Below are 17,011 nucleotides of genomic sequence, written 5' to 3' on the forward strand. Positions count from 1 at the left end.
GCGCCCGGAGGCGTGCGGCGGAACACTGCGTGTCATAAATCCGCAGCGTGGCTCGGACGTATAGCTTCAAGCGCCCGCCGCGTCATCACCCCTCTTTCGGTAACGCTGCCCTGCGTGGCGCGCGGGCCGCGATCCCCGCCACAAGGGACGCAAGGGAAGCGACGCCCTCGATGGATATGGCGCCGTCCATTCCCTCGGCGGCGCCGCTGGGCATGACGGCGCGCGCGAAGCCGAGTTTCGCGGCTTCCTTCAGCCGTGCTGCCGCCTGGGAGACCGGACGCACCGCCCCGGTGAGGCTCACCTCGCCGAAATAGACCGCGTCCGCCGGCAAGGGCGCGCCGGTGAGCGAGGAGACCAGCGCCCCCGCCACCGCGAGATCCGCCGCCGGCTCGCCGATTCGCAGGCCGCCGGCCACGTTCAAATATACGTCATGGCCACCCAGCCGCACGCCGCAGCGCGCGTCCAGCACCGCCAGCACCATGGCGAGGCGGTTGGAATCCCATCCCACCACCGCCCGGCGCGGCGTGCCGAGGGTGGAGGGCGCCACCAGCGCCTGGATCTCCACCAGCACCGGGCGTGTGCCCTCCATGCCGGCGAACACGGCTGTGCCCGGCGCCCCGGCATCGCGATGGGAGAGGAACAGCTCGGACGGGTTGGCGACTTCCGACAATCCCTTGCCGGTCATCTCGAACACGCCGATCTCGTCGGTGGGGCCGAATCGATTCTTCTGCGCTCGCAGGATGCGGAACTGGTGGCCGCCGTCGCCCTCGAAGGAGAACACCGCGTCCACCATGTGCTCAACCACGCGCGGGCCGGCGATCTGCCCGTCCTTGGTGACATGGCCCACCAGGATCACCGCCGCGCCGGTCTGCTTGGCGTAGCGCACCATCAATTGGGCCGAGGTGCGCACTTGGGTGACGGTGCCCGGCGCCGATTCCACCGAATCGCTCCACATGGTCTGGATCGAATCGATCACCACGAACTGCACCGGCGGCCCAGCGGAGAGGGTGGCGATGATGTTTTCCGCATTGGTCTCGGCGGCAAGTCCGACCGGCGCGTCGGCCAGATCGAGCCGGCCGGCGCGCATGCGCACCTGGTCGACCGCCTCTTCGCCCGAGACATAGACGATGCGATGCCCCGCCCGCCCCAGGGCGGCCGAGGCCTGGATCAGCAAGGTGGACTTGCCGATGCCGGGATCGCCGCCGAGCAGCACGATGGAACCGGGCACGAAGCCGCCGCCGGCCACCCGGTCCAGCTCGCCGATGCCGGAAATCAGGCGCGGCGCCGCCTTGCCCTGGCCCTGCAGGCTTTCCAGCGCCACCGCCCGTCCCTTGCGGCCGGAACGCTGGGCGGCCGGCACGGAAGCGGCGACATTGGCCTCCTCGGAAATGGTGTTCCATCCCCCACAGGCCTCGCACTTGCCCTGCCAGCGGTTATAGACCGCGCCACAGGACTGGCAGACGAAGGTGGGGCTGTTCTTGGCCATGGGTCGGGAGGGCTCCGGGCGCGCAGGGGCGCGACTCACCCGTATAGTCTAGCCGCCCACATAGACGCGGTGATAGCGCGGCCCCAGGCTGGTGAGCACCTCATAGCCGATGGTGCCGCCATGGGCGGCGAGTTCATCGATGCCGATGCCGTCGCCGAGCAGCACGGCCGGGTCCCCGCGCCGCGCCTTCTCATTGGGCACGTCGGTGACGTCCACGGCCGTCAGATCCATGGAAATGCGTCCCACCAGCGGGCAGCGCAGGCCGCCGATCATGGCATCCGCGCCCCGTCGGGCATCGCTGCCGCCGAACGCGCGCAGGAAGCCGTCGGCATAGCCGAGGGAGAGGATGGCGATCCGGCTGTCGCGTTGCAGGCGCTGGGCGGCACCATAGCCCACCGTCGTGCCGGCGCGCGCTTCGCGCACCTGAATGATCGGCACGTCCAGCCGGACCACGCTGCGCAACGCCGTGCCGCCGGAAATCGGCGCGCCGCCATAGAGCGCGATGCCGGGGCGCACCATGTCGAAATACATCTCCGGCCCGCCCAGCGTGCCGGCCGAATTGGCGAGCGAGGCGGGAATGCCGGGAAATGCCGCCGCCACTTTCGCGAACAGATGGTGCTGCGCCTGGGTCAGCGGGTGGCGCGCCGTATCCGCGCAGGCAAGGTGCGTCATGATGAGGGAGGGACGGAACGAGGGTCCCCCCTCCCCGGCAATCGTGAGCGCCTCGTCCACGCTGAGACCCAGCCGGTTCATCCCGGTATCGATATGCAGGGCGGCGGGCTGGCTCACCCCAAGGGCCCGGCTGTGGATGGACCATTCGGCAATTTCCTGCCGGCTGCCCAGCACCGGCCGCAGATCGGCGGCGGAATAGGAATGGGCGGTGTCCGGCAGCAGGCCGCCGAGCACATAGATGGTGGCCTCGGGGAGCAGCGCCCGCAACGCCTCGCCTTCCTGCACCAGGGCGACGAAGAAGGTGCGCGCGCCCGCCTTCCACAGCGCCGGCGCCGCCTGCGCAAGGCCGAGGCCATAGGCATCCGCCTTCACCACCGCCGCGCATTCCGCCGGCGCGACCCGCGCGGCGAGGGTGCGCCAATTATCGGCCAGGGCGCCGAGATCAATGGTCAGGACGGCGCGGGACAAAGCGGAGGACGGGGCGGACGCGGGCTGCATCGAAACGCTTTCCCTGAAGGCGACGGGATTCGCTGTCCTGTCTATACCTTACCCGTGACGGGGCGGCAGCGCCGAACGCGGGGCAGATCCGCGCGCCACGCCCATCATGGGGCGGTCAGTGGCGGTCGGGCAGGCGATCTTCACGTGCAAGATTCGAGAAGCGCGTGAACTGCGGCTCGAAATGCACCTTCACCGTGCCCGTGGGGCCGTGGCGCTGCTTGCCGATGATGACTTCCGCGACCCCCTCGGCCGCCTTCATGTCCGCCTCCCACTTGAACCATTCCTCGGTTCCAGGCTTGGGCTCGCGGCTCTTGAGGTAATATTCCTCGCGATAGACGAACATCACCACGTCGGCGTCCTGCTCGATGGAGCCGGATTCACGCAGGTCGGCGAGTTGCGGGCGCTTGTCGTCGCGCGCCTCCACCTGACGGGAAAGCTGCGAGAGCGCCATGATCGGCACTTGCAATTCCTTCGCCAGCGCCTTGAGGCCGGTGGTGATTTCAGTGACTTCCTGCACGCGGTTCTGCGACGAGCTTTTCGACGAGCCGGACAGCAATTGCAGATAGTCCACCACCATGAAGTCCAGCCCCCGCTGGCGCTTCAGGCGCCGCGCGCGGGCCACCAACTGGGCGATCGAGATGCCGCCGGTATCGTCGATATAGAGCGGCACCACTTGCATGGTCTGGGCGGCGGCAGCCAGCTTGGAGAACTCACTTTCCGAAATATCGCCGCGGCGGATCTTGTAGGAGGCAATCTCCGCCTGCTCGGCGAGGATACGCGTCGCCAATTGCTCGGCGGACATTTCCAGCGAGAAGAAGCCGACGATGCCGCCGCTCTGGGTCTCGATGGAGCCGTCCGCCCGCTGCTCGCCGCGATAGGCGGCGGCGATATTGAAGGCGATGTTGGTGGCGAGCGCGGTCTTGCCCATGGCGGGACGGCCGGCGAGAATCACAAGATCTGAGGGCTGTAGACCGCCCATCTGCTGGTCCAGATCGTCGAGCCCCGAGGCGATGCCGGAAAGATGGCCCTCGCGCTGGAAGGCGCGGCTCGCCATGTCCACCGCTTCGCGCAGCGCCTCGCCGAAGCGCTGGAAGCCGCCGTCATAGCGTCCGCTCTCGGCGATGGCGTAGAGGCGCTTTTCCGCTTCCTCGATCTGGTCCTGCGGCGTCGCCTCCACCGGCGCGTCATAGGCGTCGTTGACGATTTCCTCGCCGATGCGGATCAGCTCGCGCCGCACCGAGAGATCATAGATGGCGCGGCCGTAATCCTCGGCATTGATGACGGTGGTCGCCTCCGCCGCGAGGCGGGCGAGATAATGCGGGCCGCTTAGCCCCGCCACATCCAGGTCGGCCGGCAGGAAGGTCTTGAGGGTGACCGGAGTCGCCACCTTCCCGGCGCGCACCAGGGCGCCCGCCAACTCGAAGATGCGCCCGTGGATGGGCTCGAAGAAATGCTCGGGCTTGAGGAAGTCCGACACCCGGTAAAAGGCGTCGTTATTGACCAGAATCGCGCCCAGAAGGGATTGCTCCGCCTCCACATTGTGGGGCGCCTGACGATAGGAGGGATCAAGATCCCCCTTCTGGTCGGAGAGGTCGAGCATGGGGCGAGGCCGGTTTGGTGAACGAGCCCTTGTTTAGCAGAAGGCGCAGCCTCCGCGGACACCCTTGCTTTCTTCGCCGACGAGGGAATTTTCCCTGTGCATGACTTCTGGGCATTACGGGGATAACCCGCCCCGAAGGTTTAGTCCGGGCGGGCATGCTCATCCCGCCGGGAGAGACGCATCGCGCGGCCCCGAAGGCCGCGTTCACTCACCCGCCAGCCGGAGCGGCGGAGCGCTGCGCTTCTCTATTCCCCGCAGCTTGTCCTCGGCCTCGGCGATATAATCGCGGGTCAGCGGCACCGCCTCCTGTTTGCGGGCGAGCTGGATCTGGAACACCATCAGGCCCTGGTAGCGAAACGCCATTTCCGATCCGGCGAGATAGAATTCCCACATGCGCAGGAACCGCTCGTCGGTGAGGCGCAGGACCTCCTCCCGCCGCGCGAGGAAGCGCTCGCGCCACGCCTTCAGCGTGTCGGCATAGTGCAGGCGCAGGATCTCGATGTCGGTGACGACCAGCCCCGCCCGCTCAATGTGGGGCGTCACCTCCGAGAGCGCCGGCATGTAGCCGCCGGGGAAGATGTATTTGGCGATCCAGGGATTGGTGAAGCCGGGCGGGTCAAACCGGCCGATGGCGTGCAGCAGCATCACCCCGTCGGGCGCCAGCAGCGCGCGCGTCTTGCGGAAGAATTCGCCGTAATGATCGACGCCCACATGCTCGAACATGCCCACGGAGACGATGCGGTCGAACGGGCCGGGCACGTCGCGATAATCTTGGAGCGCGAACGAGACCTGCCCCTCCAGCCCCTTTTCCCGGGCGCGGGATTGGGCGACGCCCAATTGCTCCGTGGACAAGGTGACGCCGGAGACCCGTGCCTTGGCGATCTCCGCCAGATACAGGCCGAGCCCACCCCAGCCGCTGCCGATGTCCAGCACGCTCAGATTCGGCTTGTCGAGCACCAGCTTGGCCGCGATATGCCGCTTTTTGGCCAGTTGGGCATCGTCGAGCCGCTCGCCGGGATGCTCGAAATAGGCGCAGGAATATTGCTTGTCCGCGTCCAGGAACAGCGAATAGAGCCGCCCGTCCAGGTCGTAATGATGGGCCACATTGCGCCGGGCGCGGCCGCGCGGATTGAACTGGTCGAGGCGCCGCAGCACGCGCCGCGCGAAATAAAGCAGGCGCGAGGTCAGCGTGGGCTGGAGCACGTCCTGCGACATCACCAGTTCCAGCAGGTCGGCAATGGAGCCGCGCTCGAGCACCAGATCGCCGCTGGTGTAGATTTCGCCGAGCTGCATTTCCGGGTCGAGCAGCAACATGAGCTGCGCCCGTTTGGTGGCGAAGCGGACATGAACCAGAGGTTCGCTCGGCCCCGCCTTGAAGGTGCGGCCGGACGCCGTCGTGACTTTGAGACCGCCGTGTTTCACGACACGACGCAGAACAGATTCAAGCAACCGATCCACTGGGCCGCCTCCATCCTAAGATGACCGCCTGGGTTGCCCCTCCTCTTGGTTTCTGCCCCCGCGCACCAAAGCACACACACGTGATGCATTAGCCGGGGCGCTCGCGCATGACTTAACGGAAACGGGATTCGGCCCGGTCCGCAGTCATGCTGTCCTTGCGGGCTCTTACGGCCAGCAGAAGCCGTGTAAATCTGAACACCACATGACCGCTACGGCAATACCAAAATTGACCAAAAACAAGAAAACGCCCGGCGCATGGCCGGGCGTTTCCAAAGCGTGAGGTAAGCGGAAGAAGATCAACTCACTCGGCGTCGTCGAGTTCCGCGGCGGCTTCTTCGGCTTCGGCCTCGGCGAGGGTGGCGTCGCGCTCGGCGGCGGCTTCGGCCTCAGCCTCTTCATCCTCGTCACGGCGGGTGCGCAGGTCCTCGCCGCGCGCCACGCGCTCGGCTTCCTCGACGCTGCGGGCGACGTTGGCGGTCACGGCGACCTCAACTTCGGGGTGCAGGCGCACGGGGATCGTGTGCATGCCGATGGTCTTGATGGGGTGATTGAGCTCGATCTGCTGACGGTCGACCGTGAAGCCTGCCTTCACCAGGGCCTCGGCGAGATCGCGGGTGGACACCGAGCCGTAGAGCTGGCCGCTCTCGCCGGCCTGGCGCAGGATCACGACGCTCTGGCCGTTCAGCTTCTCGGCCACGCCCTCGGCCTCCTTGCGGAGCTCCAGATTGCGGGTTTCCAGCTGAACCTTCATCTGGTCGAACTTGGCCTTGTTGGCCTTGGTGGCGCGCAGGGCCTTGTTGTTCGGCAGCAGGAAGTTGCGGCCGTAACCGTCACGCACCTTCACCACTTCGCCCATCTGGCCCAGCTTGGCCACGCGCTCCAAAAGAATGACTTCCATTTTCGTGTCTCCTGTTTCGATGTTTCGGGGGTCGGGGAATTTCTGTCAGCGGTCGTTGGCGGCCGGCGGTCGCCCGCCGGGAGCCGATCGCGTCCGCAGATCGAACATGGCGTCCACCACGCCAAGCAGCGCCACCACCAGCACCGGCCACCCCAATGCCAGGGTGCCGAGCCAAACGGCGGTGAGAATGAGAACCCGCGAATTGCGCCCGCGGGTGAGAAAATGCAGCACCGCGAAGCCCGCGACCGCATAGGCGGTCACCAGCGTCGCCGCGACCACGGAGGCGGAAAGACCCACCATGCCCGGCACCACGGAGGCGGCGATGATCAGAGCCAGCACGAGCGAGGTGGACGCCGGCAGGCGGGTCGCCGCCAGGTCGGGCCAGGGACGGGCGAGCCGGCCCGATACCAGCGCCGCGCGGCCCGCGAGATACAGGCAGCACAGTTGCGTGACCATGGCGAGGGCGCCCGCCATGGGCGGCAGGATGTTCGCGACCATCTCGCCCATCCGCGCGGTGTCCGCGCTCGTCGGGCCGGATTGTCCCTGCACCTGGACGAAGGTGGCGAAGGCGGCCGCGACCGCCGTGCGGTATGTCTCGAAATCGCCGGCGACCGAGAGCACCGCCGTGATGACGCTGAAACTCGACAGCGCGGCGCAGGTGAGCACCAGCCCGCCGATGGAGAACCAGATCAGCTTGGTGGGATTTGCCGCATCGCTGCGGGCCATCAGCGCGCCGTAGGACAAAGCCCAGGCGGGCCCGCCGATGCCGACGAGATAGGCGATGAGGAAAGAAGAATTGAAATAGAGCCCGAGGGCGATGCTCGCGACGGCGACGCCGGCCAGGGCCGAGATGTGCGAGAAGGCAAGCCCCGCGATCATGATGGGCAGAGGCGCCAGATAGAAGAACGGCACGGCCCAGATGCCCCCGGTCGCGATGCCCGCGACGAGAAGCGCCGACGCCGCTCCGGCGGCGAGGCCGATCATCAGAAACTGTGCCATCAGCTCGCTGTCCCGCAGAAGCGGTTAGAGGCAGATCGTCGCCTGCCCCAGCCAAACCCGGAAGCCGTAACCCCGGGACGCATCGTTAAATGAAAGGCGCCCCCTCCGGGGAGCGGGCGCCTGGATTGATCAGCGAATCACGAACGGCAGCAGGCCGAGGAAGCGCGAACGCTTGATGGCGGCCGACAGCTCGCGCTGCTTCTTGGCGGACACCGCGGTGATGCGGCTCGGCACGATCTTGCCGCGCTCGGAAATGTAGCGCTGCAGCAGACGCACGTCCTTGTAGTCGATCTTCGGCGCGTTGGGGCCGGAGAACGGGCAGGTCTTGCGACGACGGAAGAACGGACGGCGCTGACCGCCGCCGGCGCCACCAGCTTGAGCGAATGCCATCAGATCGCCTCCTCACCAGCGGTTTCTTCACGGTCGCGCGGACGGCGCGGACGGTCTTCACGGTCACGGCCGCCGAAGCCGCCGCCACCACCGAAGCCGCGATCGCCGCCGAAGCCACGCTCGCCACGATCACGATCGTCGCGGTCGCGCTTCTGGAGCATGGCCGAGGGGCCTTCCTCGTGCTCTTCCACACGCAGCGTGAGGAAACGCAGAACGTCCTCGTCGATGCGCATCTGGCGCTCCATCTCCTGAACCGCCGCCGGGGTGGCGTCGATGTTCATGAGGGTGAAGTGCGCCTTGCGGTTCTTGTTGATGCGATAGGTGAGCGTCTTCACGCCCCAGGCTTCGGTCTTGGTGACCTGACCGCCGTTCGCTTCGATAACGCCCTTGAATCGGGCGGCGAGTTCCTCGACCTGTTGCGCCGTAACGTCTTGGCGCGCGAGGAACACATGCTCATAGAGCGCCATGTGTCCTGTACCTTTCCTGTTGCTCCGCCGCCCGGCGCCAAGCCCTTTCGAACCTTTGGAAAGGCTCGTTTGCTCGGAAGGCGGGGACACGGGACGACGGACCTGAAAGCCCTGCCCTCAGGTTCTCGGCTTGCGCAGAAAACAACAGATGGCCGTCCGTTCAGCCCCCGGCCGGGGCAACGGAAGCGGTGCGTATAGCAGGTTTTCCGCTGAAGGCAAGGATGCCGGAGGATCGGCCGGCCGCCGACACGCAATGTAGCCGCAATGATCGCGGCATAGCACGGGCGATCCCCTCGCGGAGACGAACGTGCGCCTGTTGCTGATCGAAGACGAGCCGGAAATGGCCTCTGCCCTGGCGGCGAACTTCGGCCGGCTCGGAATCCTGCTCGATCATGTCGCCAACCTCGCCGATGCCGAGGCGGCGCTGGCGGACCATTGCCACGATGCCCTGCTGCTGGACCGACGCCTGCCGGACGGCGACGGCCTGACCCTGCTGGCGCGCCTGCGCGGCGGCCTGCAGGGCGAGGGGCACATCCCGGTGATCGTCCTCACCGCCCAAGGCGACCTGTCGGACCGGGTGGCTGGCCTTGATGCCGGCGCCGACGATTATCTCGCCAAGCCGTTCGCCATGGAGGAATTGCTGGCGCGCCTGCGCGCCGTTCTGCGCCGACCCTCCGGCCTTGCCGCCCGCTCGACGCAGGCCGGGCGGCTGGTCTTCGACCCGGAGCACCGGGAAGCGAGCGTGGTGGGCGAGGTGCTCGATCTGCCGCGCCGGGAATTGCTGGTGCTCGAGGCGCTGATGCGCCGGCCCGGCCGCACGGTCATGCGCGAGGCGTTGGTGGAGGCGATCTACGGTTTTGAGGACGAGGTGCAGTCCAACGCTCTCGACGCCCATATCTCCCGTCTGCGCCGGAAGCTGGAGGCCGCCGGGGCGGGCGTGGAGATCCACGGCATCCGGGGCGTCGGCTATCTGCTGCGCGCCACGCCATGAGCGAACCGCACACCTGCTCCCTGAGATGGCGCCTCGTCTCCCGCCTGGTCACGCTCCAGGCGGCGATGCTGACGCTGTTCATCGCGGTGATCTTCGCCGCGCTCTGGGCCACCGGCTATCTGGTAGGCCTGGAGCCGGAGGACGCGGTGATCGACACCCTGGCCGCAGCCACCGCCCAGGGCCCGGACGGCGGCCTCGAACTGCGCGACACCCCGGCGCTGAAGAGCCTGCGCGCGGAACGCCCCGATTTGTGGTTCACCATCCGCGACAAGGCCGGTCACGAACTTAAGGAAGGCCCGGTGCCGCCCGAGTTCGCGCGCGCCGGCAAGGCGCTCGACGATGTCGGGCAGGCCCGGCTCGGCTGGACGCTGGACGAGCCGCCCCGTGCCGCGGCCCGCCTCAAGAAGGTGCGCACCCCTGCGGGGTCCCTGCAGATCATGACCGGCCCGGGAGGGAGCGTGCCGCTCGGGCGGATCGCCTGGGCCGCCTTCATTCTCGGCATCAGCGTGATTCTGCCGGCGTTGGCGCTGATGACGCTTTCCACACTGGTCGCGACGCCGATCGTGGTGCGCCGCTCGCTGGCCAGCCTCAGTGCGACCGCCGCCGAGGCACAGCGCATCGATGCCGACGACCGCGGCGCCCGCCTCTCGCTCGACGACGTCCCCGACGAGGTGGTTCCGCTTGTGACGGCGGTGAACGACGCCCTCGGCCGGCTGGACGAGGGCTACGAGCGCCGCCAGCGCTTCCTCATGGATGCGGCGCACGAGCTGCGCACCCCCATCGCCATCCTAAACACGCGGCTGGAGGGCTTGCCGGACGGGCCGGACAAATCCCGCCTGCTGGAGGACCTCGCCCGCCTGTCGCTGCTGGCCGAGCAACTCCTGGATCTGCAGCGCCTCGATCGCAGCGGCCCCTTCATGCCGGTGGACCTCGTGCCGCTCGCCCGCCGCACGGTGGCGGACCTTGCGCCGCTCGCCATCTCCGCGGGGTTCGACCTCTCCTTCGAGACGGAGGGCGAGAGCATCGCTGTGGCCGGCGAGCCGTTCTCGCTGGAGCGGGCGCTCTATAATCTGGTGCAGAACGCCATCGAGCATGCCGGCGGCGGCGCCATCGTGGTGCGGGTCGAGCGGGGCGGCGTGATGGAGGTGGCGGACGACGGCGGCGGCGTGCCGGCCGAATTCCGCCAGCGCATCTTCGAGCCATTCCAGCGGCTGCGCCCGCGGGCGCGCGGCGCCGGCCTCGGCCTGCATCTGGTGGGAGAGATCGTGCGCGCCCATCACGGCAGCGTCTGCGTCATCGACGGGCCGGGCGGCGGCGCCCGGTTCCGCATCACGCTGCCGCTGTTCGCCACGCCGGGCGCGACGGTTCCGGCCCGGGCGTAATGCACCGGTAATCCAGCCGCTGCACAGCAGGCATCGCAGGCCGCGCGCCTGACCGGAACAAAGGCTCGCCACTTCCCGATGCATCACTCCCGCACGAACGATTCGCTGAGCTTCCTGAGAGCCTGGGCCTCCAATCCCGGGCGGCTCGGAGCGCTGGCGCCTTCCGGCCCCGCCCTGGCGCGGCTGATCACCTCGGAAATCGATACCTCTACCGGCCCGGTGCTGGAGCTTGGCCCCGGCACCGGCGTGTTCACCCAAGCACTGCTGGCGCGCGGCCTGCGCGAGCATGACCTGACGCTGATCGAATTCGGCTCGGATTTCGCGGCCCTGCTCCAGGTCCGCTTTCCCGCCGCCCGCGTGCTATGGGCCGACGCCAGTCAGCTTGCCCGCTACCGTCTGTTCGAGGGCGCGCCGCTGGGCGCCGTGGTCAGCGGGCTGCCGCTGCTGAACATGGGCCCGCGCAAGATCATGGCGATCCTCTCCGGCGCGTTCGGCTATCTGCGCCCACGCGGCGCCTTCTATCAATTCACCTACGGCCCGCGCTGCCCCGTGCCGCGCCCGATTCTCGACCGGCTGGGGCTGAAGGCGACATTCGTCGGCTGCACCTTGCGCAACCTGCCGCCGGCCTCGGTCTATCGCATCAGCGCCCGCCCGATGGCGCTCGTCGGCCCCGCCGCCGCGTCGGCCTCAGACGAATAGGCGGGCACTCAGCTTGACTCCCCTTGCGTCCCGGTGTCTTTGCCCTCCCCAAAATTGAACGGAGGGATACCCCTTGACCACAGCCTTTATTTTCCCCGGCCAGGGCAGCCAAGCCGTTGGCATGGGCAAGGCGCTCGCGGAAAATTTCGCGGTCGCGAAGGCCGTGTTCGACGAGGTGGACGGCGCCCTCGGCGAGACCCTCTCCCGCACCATGTGGGACGGGCCGATCGAGGAACTGACCCTCACCGCCAACGCCCAGCCGGCCTTGATGGCGGTGTCGCTCGCCGCCATGCGGGTGCTGGAGGCGGAAGCCGGTCTCGACCTTTCCCGCGACGCGTCGTTCGTCGCCGGCCATTCGCTGGGGGAATATTCCGCGCTCGCCGCCGCCGGCGCGCTCTCCATCACTGACGCCGCCCGCCTGCTGCGCATTCGCGGACGCGCCATGCAGGACGCCGTGCCGGTGGGCCAGGGCGCCATGGCGGCGATCCTCGGTCTCGATTTCGAGCAGGCCAGCGCCGTCGCCGAAGAGGCGGCCGGCGCCGACGTCTGTGAAGCGGCCAACGACAATGCGAACGGCCAGGTGGTTCTGTCTGGCTCCACGGCGGCGGTCGAGCGGGCGATGGAGATCGCCAAGGCCAAGGGTGCTTCTCGCGCGATCCTCCTGCCCGTGTCCGCCCCGTTCCATTGCCGCCTGATGCAGCCGGCCGCCGACGCCATGCAGATCGCGCTCGCCGCCAGCGCGGTGAAGGCGCCGGTGGTGCCGGTGGTCTCCAACGTGCGGGCCGCCCCGGTCAGCAACCCGGCGGAGATCGTCGCCTTGCTGGTGCAGCAGGTAACGGGCACGGTCCGCTGGCGCGAAAGCGTGCTGTTCATGGCGGGCGCTGGCGTTACACGCACGGTGGAAGTGGGCGCCGGCAAGGTCCTCTCGGGCCTTTCGCGCCGCATCGCCAAGGAAATCGCGGTCTCGGCGGTCGGCACGCCGGAAGACGTGGCGGCCTTCATCGCCGCCCGCCAGACACCGGCCGCCTGAGCCGCCCCGGCTCATTCCCCTCTTTCGTTTCAGGAGCCTCCATGTTCGATCTCAGCGGCAAGACCGCCCTCGTCACCGGCGCAACCGGCGGCATCGGCGGCGCCATCGCCAAGGCGCTCCACGCCCAGGGCGCGACCGTCGCCATTTCCGGCACCCGCCGAGAGGTGCTGGACGCCTTCGCCGCGGAGCTCAAGGAGCGCGTGCATGTGCTGCCCTGCAATCTCGGCGTCACCGAGGACGTGGAGAAGCTGATTCCCGACGCCGAGGCGGCGCTAGGCCAGCTCGACATCCTCGTGAACAATGCCGGCATCACCCGCGACAATATCTTCATGCGCCTGAAGGACGAGGACTGGGATCAGGTGATCGCGGTGAACCTTACCTCCACCTTCCGCCTCTCCCGGGCGGCGGTGCGCTCCATGATGCGGCGCCGGTCGGGCCGGATCATTTCCATCACCTCGGTGGTGGGCGTGACCGGGAACGCCGGCCAGGGCAATTATGCCGCAGCGAAGGCGGGCATGATCGGCATGTCCAAGTCCCTCGCCCAGGAAGTGGCCAGCCGCGGCGTGACGGTGAATTGCGTCGCTCCGGGCTTTATCGCCACCGCCATGACCGACGTGCTGAACGAAAAGCAGCGCGAGGGCATTCTGAAGGCCGTGCCGGCGGCTCGGCTCGGCTCGCCGGAAGACATTGCCAGCGCCTGCGTTTATCTGGCCTCGGACGAAGCCGGCTATGTGACGGGCCAGACGCTGCACGTGAACGGCGGCATGGCGATGATCTGACAAAGGTGCGGGAGCGGGCGGCGCAGCGGGCTTTGCTGGCATAGGCGCAGGAAGTATGATACCGACCCGCACCGTCCTGTCCCGGCCTTGGAAATCCAGCTCCGGACCGGGATAAAAACGCGCATCCGGTACGTCTTTGGTTCCAAGACCCGCCGGAATGAGCATGGGGGCTGGGCACGGCGGAAGAAAGGCATTATGCCCTCTCACAGCCGCCGTACGGCATAGAGACAATTTTTTCAGATAATGAGGGTGCATCGATGAGTGACATCGCCGAGCGGGTGAAGAAGATCGTCGCGGAGCATCTGGGCGTGGAGCCCGAGAAGGTCACGGAAAACGCCAGCTTCATCGACGACCTCGGCGCCGACAGCCTCGACACCGTCGAGCTCGTCATGGCCTTCGAGGAAGCTTTCAACACCGAGATCCCGGACGACGCGGCTGAGACCATTCTGACGGTCGGCGACGCGATCAAGTTCCTGGAGAAGAACGCGGCCTGAGCCGTGCCAGCGACGGCGACGGTCGCACCCGCCATGGATTTCTCCAGGATGGCGGCCGTCGCGTTCCTAGTTCCGGAGTTCCCCTCATGAGACGTGTTGTCGTCACCGGCCTCGGCATGGTGACGCCGCTCGGCTGCGGCGTCGAGCCAAGCTGGCGGCGACTGATTGCGGGCCAGAGCGGCGCAAAGTTCGTCGAACGCTTCGACGTGTCGGACCTCGCCTGCAAGATCGCGTGCATGATCCCCCGTGGTGACGGCACCGATGGCACCTTCAATCCTGACGATTGGATGGAGCCCAAGGAGCAGCGCAAGGTCGACGAATTCATCGTCTTCGCCATGGCTGCGGCCAAGCAGGCGCTCGACGATGCGGGCTGGCATCCCACCTCGTATGAGGACCAGATCGCCTCCGGTGTCCTCATCGGCTCCGGCATCGGCGGCATCGAGGGCATTTCCGAAGCCGCACATATCCTGAAGGAGCGCGGCCCGCGCCGCATCTCGCCCTTCTTCATTCCCGGGCGCCTGATCAATCTGGCCGGCGGCTACGTCTCAATCGCCCACGGGCTGAAGGGGCCGAACCACGCGGTCGTCACGGCGTGCTCCACCGGCGCCCATGCCATCGGCGATGCCGGACGGCTGATCGCGCTCGGCGATGCCGACGTGATGGTGGCCGGCGGCACCGAATCGACGGTGAATCGTCTGTCCCTCGCCGGCTTCGCCGCCTGCAAGGCGCTCTGCACCAGCTTCAACGACGCACCGGAAAAGGGCTCTCGGCCCTATGACCGAGACCGAGACGGCTTCGTCATGGGCGAGGGCGCCGGCATCGTGGTGCTTGAGGAATACGAGCACGCCAAGGCGCGCGGCGCGAAGATCTACGCCGAACTCATCGGCTATGGCCTCTCGGGCGACGCCTATCACATCACGGCCCCCTCGCCCGACGGCGACGGCGCCTTCCGCTGCATGACCGCCGCCCTCAAGCGCGCGGGCATCCCCGCCTCCGAACTCGATTACATCAACGCCCATGGCACCTCGACCATGGCCGATGAAATCGAACTGGGCGCGGTGGAGCGGCTGCTGGGCAATGCGGCGGCGAAGACCTCCATGTCCTCCACCAAATCCTCCATCGGGCACCTGCTCGGCGCGGCGGGCGCGGTGGAAGCCATCTTCTCGGTGCTCGCCATCCGCGACCAGATCGCCCCGGCGACGCTGAACCTCGACAATCCCTCGGTGGACACCCCCATCGATCTCGTGCCCCACACGGCGCGGCAGCGGGAAATCAACACGGTGCTGTCCAATTCCTTCGGGTTCGGCGGCACCAATGCCTCGGTGGTGTTCCGCCGCGCCGAGGCCTGAGCACACGCCTTTTGCGGCCCGTTCATCATGCGGGCCGCGAAACCCGCCGGTTCTCGGCGGCGGTACGCCTTATCGCCATATTTGACGTTAGCCTGCGCGCCATTGGCCTTCGCCCTGCGATAGGTATCATGCGCCTCTTTGCATGGACCGGCGCGCGGGCTGGCTTTCCGGTCCGGGCCGTGCGGTGCGCGGAGATCTTGGGCGCAGCGAACGCGATGGGAGAACCCTGAATGGCGACGTCCGAGCCTCCAGCGCACGAAGGCCGCCCCAACAACGCCCCCCGTCAGGAGCCTGTGTTGGGCGCATCGCCGGCCGTGCCGGGCGACGGCCGCGCCGCGCCTGTGGTGGCCCCCGTATCGCAAAGCGACGCCGCGTCTTCCCCCGCGCCGGAACCACGAATTGGCACCGACCCCGCGGCAGGCGCGGGGCCTGCTGCCCCAGAAGTGAAGGCGCCGGAAAGCCGCATGGTCGCAGACGCCACCGCTCCCTCCTCGTCCGCGCCCGCCCCTTCCGCGTCAGCAACGCAGGCTGCGGATGCGGCGCAACCCGTGCCCGAGGCGCCCCCCGAATCGCCAAAGGCAAAGCCCGCGAAGCCGCCGCGCGAGACCCGTGGCCAGGCGAAAGCCAGGAGACGCGCGGAACGCCTCGCGCGTGATCCGCGCGCCGCCGCCAAGGCGGCCGAAAAGAAGCGCCCGTCCCGCGGCGCCCGCCACCCGGCTGTGGTGATCGGCAGCGCCATTTTCACGATTCTGCTCTTCCTGACCGTCGGCGGCGGGCTGGTGGCCTGGTACGGACAGCTGAAATATGCTGCGCCCGGTCCGCTGGCGGCGGAGAAAAACGTATTCATTCCCCGGGGCCAGGGCGCGCGCGACATCGCCGACCTGCTTGAGCGCCAGGGCGTCATCGACAATTGGCTGCTGTTCATGGTGGCGCAGCAGCTGGCGCATCGCGGCCAGCCGCTTCAGGCCGGCGAATATATCTTCAAGCCCCGCGTTTCCCTGGAGAAGGTGCTCGACGCGCTGGCCGACGGGCGTGTCATCCAGCACCAGATCACCATTCCCGAGGGGCTGACCACCCAGCAGATCGTCGCCCGCCTGATGGAAAGCGACCTGCTCACAGGCACGCCGCGCATGCCGCAGGAAGGCACCCTGCTGCCGGAGACCTATAATATCGTCCGCGGCACCAGCCGCGACGAGGTGCTGAAGCGCATGGCGAGCGACCAGCAGAAGCTGGTGCGCGACCTTTGGGCCAAGCGCGCGCCCGACCTGCCGCTGAAGACGCCGCAGGAAATGGTGGTCCTCGCCTCGATCGTCGAGAAGGAGACCGGCAAGCCGGACGAACGGCCGAAGGTTGCCGCGGTCTTCATCAACCGCCTCGCCCGCAAGATGCGCCTGCAGTCCGATCCCACGATCATCTATGGCATCGCAGGCGGCAAGGGCGTGCTGGGCCGGCCGATCTCGCGGGCGGATATCACGAACGCGACCCCGTACAATACCTATGCCATTGACGGCCTGCCGCCCGGCCCGATCGGGAACCCGGGACGCGACTCCCTGGCGGCTGTGGCCAATCCGGCCAAGACCAAGGATCTTTATTTCGTCGCCGACGGCACGGGCGGCCACGTCTTCTCCGAGACGCTCGAGCAGCACAATCGCAACGTCGCCCGCTGGCGCGAGATCGAAGCCGAGGCGCGTACCAAGGCGCAGAACGCCGTTCCGACCAGCAATACCGGCGTCGGCACAGGAGATCCGGCACCCGCCGCGCCGCCTCCGCCGCGCGCCCCTTCCAACTGAACGGGCCGGCGGCACGCCGGCCACACGAG

General features: G+C 67.9%; 16 protein-coding genes. 8 read left to right on the forward strand and 8 right to left on the reverse strand.

Features of this window, described 5'->3' with window-relative positions; genetic code table 11:
* Positions 1-85: 85 nt before the first annotated feature.
* From radA to rpsF, 8 genes are all read right to left on the reverse strand, one after another.
* Positions 86-1,486 carry a DNA repair protein RadA gene (gene radA, locus V5F68_RS16825; protein ID WP_394014169.1) on the reverse strand — a complete coding sequence of 467 codons (1,401 nt, stop codon included), beginning with the start codon at positions 1,484-1,486 and terminating at the stop codon, positions 86-88.
* Between the two features lie 48 nt (positions 1,487-1,534).
* Positions 1,535-2,656, reverse strand: coding sequence for an alanine racemase (gene alr, locus V5F68_RS16830; protein ID WP_394014170.1), 1,122 nt, complete (start codon positions 2,654-2,656; stop codon positions 1,535-1,537).
* Positions 2,657-2,771: 115 nt separating this feature from the next.
* Positions 2,772-4,256 carry a replicative DNA helicase gene (locus V5F68_RS16835; RefSeq protein WP_394014171.1) on the reverse strand — a complete coding sequence of 495 codons (1,485 nt, stop codon included), beginning with the start codon at positions 4,254-4,256 and terminating at the stop codon, positions 2,772-2,774.
* A 204-nt stretch (positions 4,257-4,460) separates the two neighbouring features.
* Entirely contained in the window at positions 4,461-5,714 is a 1,254-nt protein-coding gene (locus V5F68_RS16840) for a cyclopropane fatty acid synthase (RefSeq protein ID WP_394014172.1), read from the reverse strand.
* A 301-nt stretch (positions 5,715-6,015) separates the two neighbouring features.
* Entirely contained in the window at positions 6,016-6,612 is a 597-nt protein-coding gene (rplI, locus tag V5F68_RS16845) for a 50S ribosomal protein L9 (RefSeq protein ID WP_394014173.1), read from the reverse strand.
* 45 nt (positions 6,613-6,657) lie between these two features.
* On the reverse strand, positions 6,658-7,611 hold the full coding sequence (locus tag V5F68_RS16850; protein ID WP_394014174.1) for a DUF2232 domain-containing protein: 954 nt from the start codon (positions 7,609-7,611) through the stop codon (positions 6,658-6,660).
* 129 nt (positions 7,612-7,740) lie between these two features.
* The gene (rpsR, locus tag V5F68_RS16855; protein ID WP_348844281.1) at positions 7,741-8,001 is read right to left on the reverse strand and encodes a 30S ribosomal protein S18; all 261 of its coding nucleotides are present in this window, start codon (positions 7,999-8,001) and stop codon (positions 7,741-7,743) included.
* A complete protein-coding gene (gene rpsF, locus V5F68_RS16860) occupies positions 8,001-8,468 on the reverse strand; it encodes a 30S ribosomal protein S6 (protein WP_348844280.1) in 468 nt (155 codons plus the stop codon). Before rpsF ends, rpsR begins: the two co-directional genes overlap by 1 nt.
* A gap of 307 nt (positions 8,469-8,775) precedes the next feature.
* Here rpsF and V5F68_RS16865 point away from each other — a divergent pair, with 307 nt between their 5' ends.
* The 8 genes from V5F68_RS16865 to mltG all read left to right on the forward strand — a co-directional run bounded on the left by V5F68_RS16865 (position 8,776) and on the right by mltG (position 16,982).
* A complete protein-coding gene (locus tag V5F68_RS16865; RefSeq protein ID WP_394014175.1) occupies positions 8,776-9,459 on the forward strand; it encodes a response regulator transcription factor in 684 nt (227 codons plus the stop codon).
* Positions 9,456-10,841 (forward strand): sensor histidine kinase, encoded by a 1,386-nt coding sequence (locus tag V5F68_RS16870; RefSeq protein ID WP_394014176.1) that lies wholly within the window; start codon positions 9,456-9,458, stop codon positions 10,839-10,841. Before V5F68_RS16865 ends, V5F68_RS16870 begins: the two co-directional genes overlap by 4 nt.
* A gap of 78 nt (positions 10,842-10,919) precedes the next feature.
* A complete protein-coding gene (locus V5F68_RS16875) occupies positions 10,920-11,540 on the forward strand; it encodes a class I SAM-dependent methyltransferase (protein ID WP_394014177.1) in 621 nt (206 codons plus the stop codon).
* A gap of 73 nt (positions 11,541-11,613) precedes the next feature.
* On the forward strand, positions 11,614-12,570 hold the full coding sequence (fabD, locus tag V5F68_RS16880) for an ACP S-malonyltransferase (protein ID WP_394014178.1): 957 nt from the start codon (positions 11,614-11,616) through the stop codon (positions 12,568-12,570).
* Between the two features lie 41 nt (positions 12,571-12,611).
* Positions 12,612-13,349 (forward strand): 3-oxoacyl-[acyl-carrier-protein] reductase, encoded by a 738-nt coding sequence (fabG, locus tag V5F68_RS16885; RefSeq protein WP_394014179.1) that lies wholly within the window; start codon positions 12,612-12,614, stop codon positions 13,347-13,349.
* 257 nt (positions 13,350-13,606) lie between these two features.
* Positions 13,607-13,843: an acyl carrier protein gene (locus tag V5F68_RS16890; RefSeq protein WP_029003376.1), complete on the forward strand. Its 237-nt coding sequence runs from the start codon at positions 13,607-13,609 to the stop codon at positions 13,841-13,843.
* Between the two features lie 86 nt (positions 13,844-13,929).
* Positions 13,930-15,192, forward strand: coding sequence for a beta-ketoacyl-ACP synthase II (gene fabF, locus V5F68_RS16895; protein ID WP_348844275.1), 1,263 nt, complete (start codon positions 13,930-13,932; stop codon positions 15,190-15,192).
* Between the two features lie 464 nt (positions 15,193-15,656).
* Positions 15,657-16,982: an endolytic transglycosylase MltG gene (gene mltG, locus V5F68_RS16900; RefSeq protein WP_394014180.1), complete on the forward strand. Its 1,326-nt coding sequence runs from the start codon at positions 15,657-15,659 to the stop codon at positions 16,980-16,982.
* Positions 16,983-17,011 lie beyond the last annotated feature (29 nt).

This window comes from Roseixanthobacter pseudopolyaromaticivorans (assembly GCF_043195145.2).
Classification (GTDB): Bacteria; Pseudomonadota; Alphaproteobacteria; order Rhizobiales; family Xanthobacteraceae; genus NCEH01.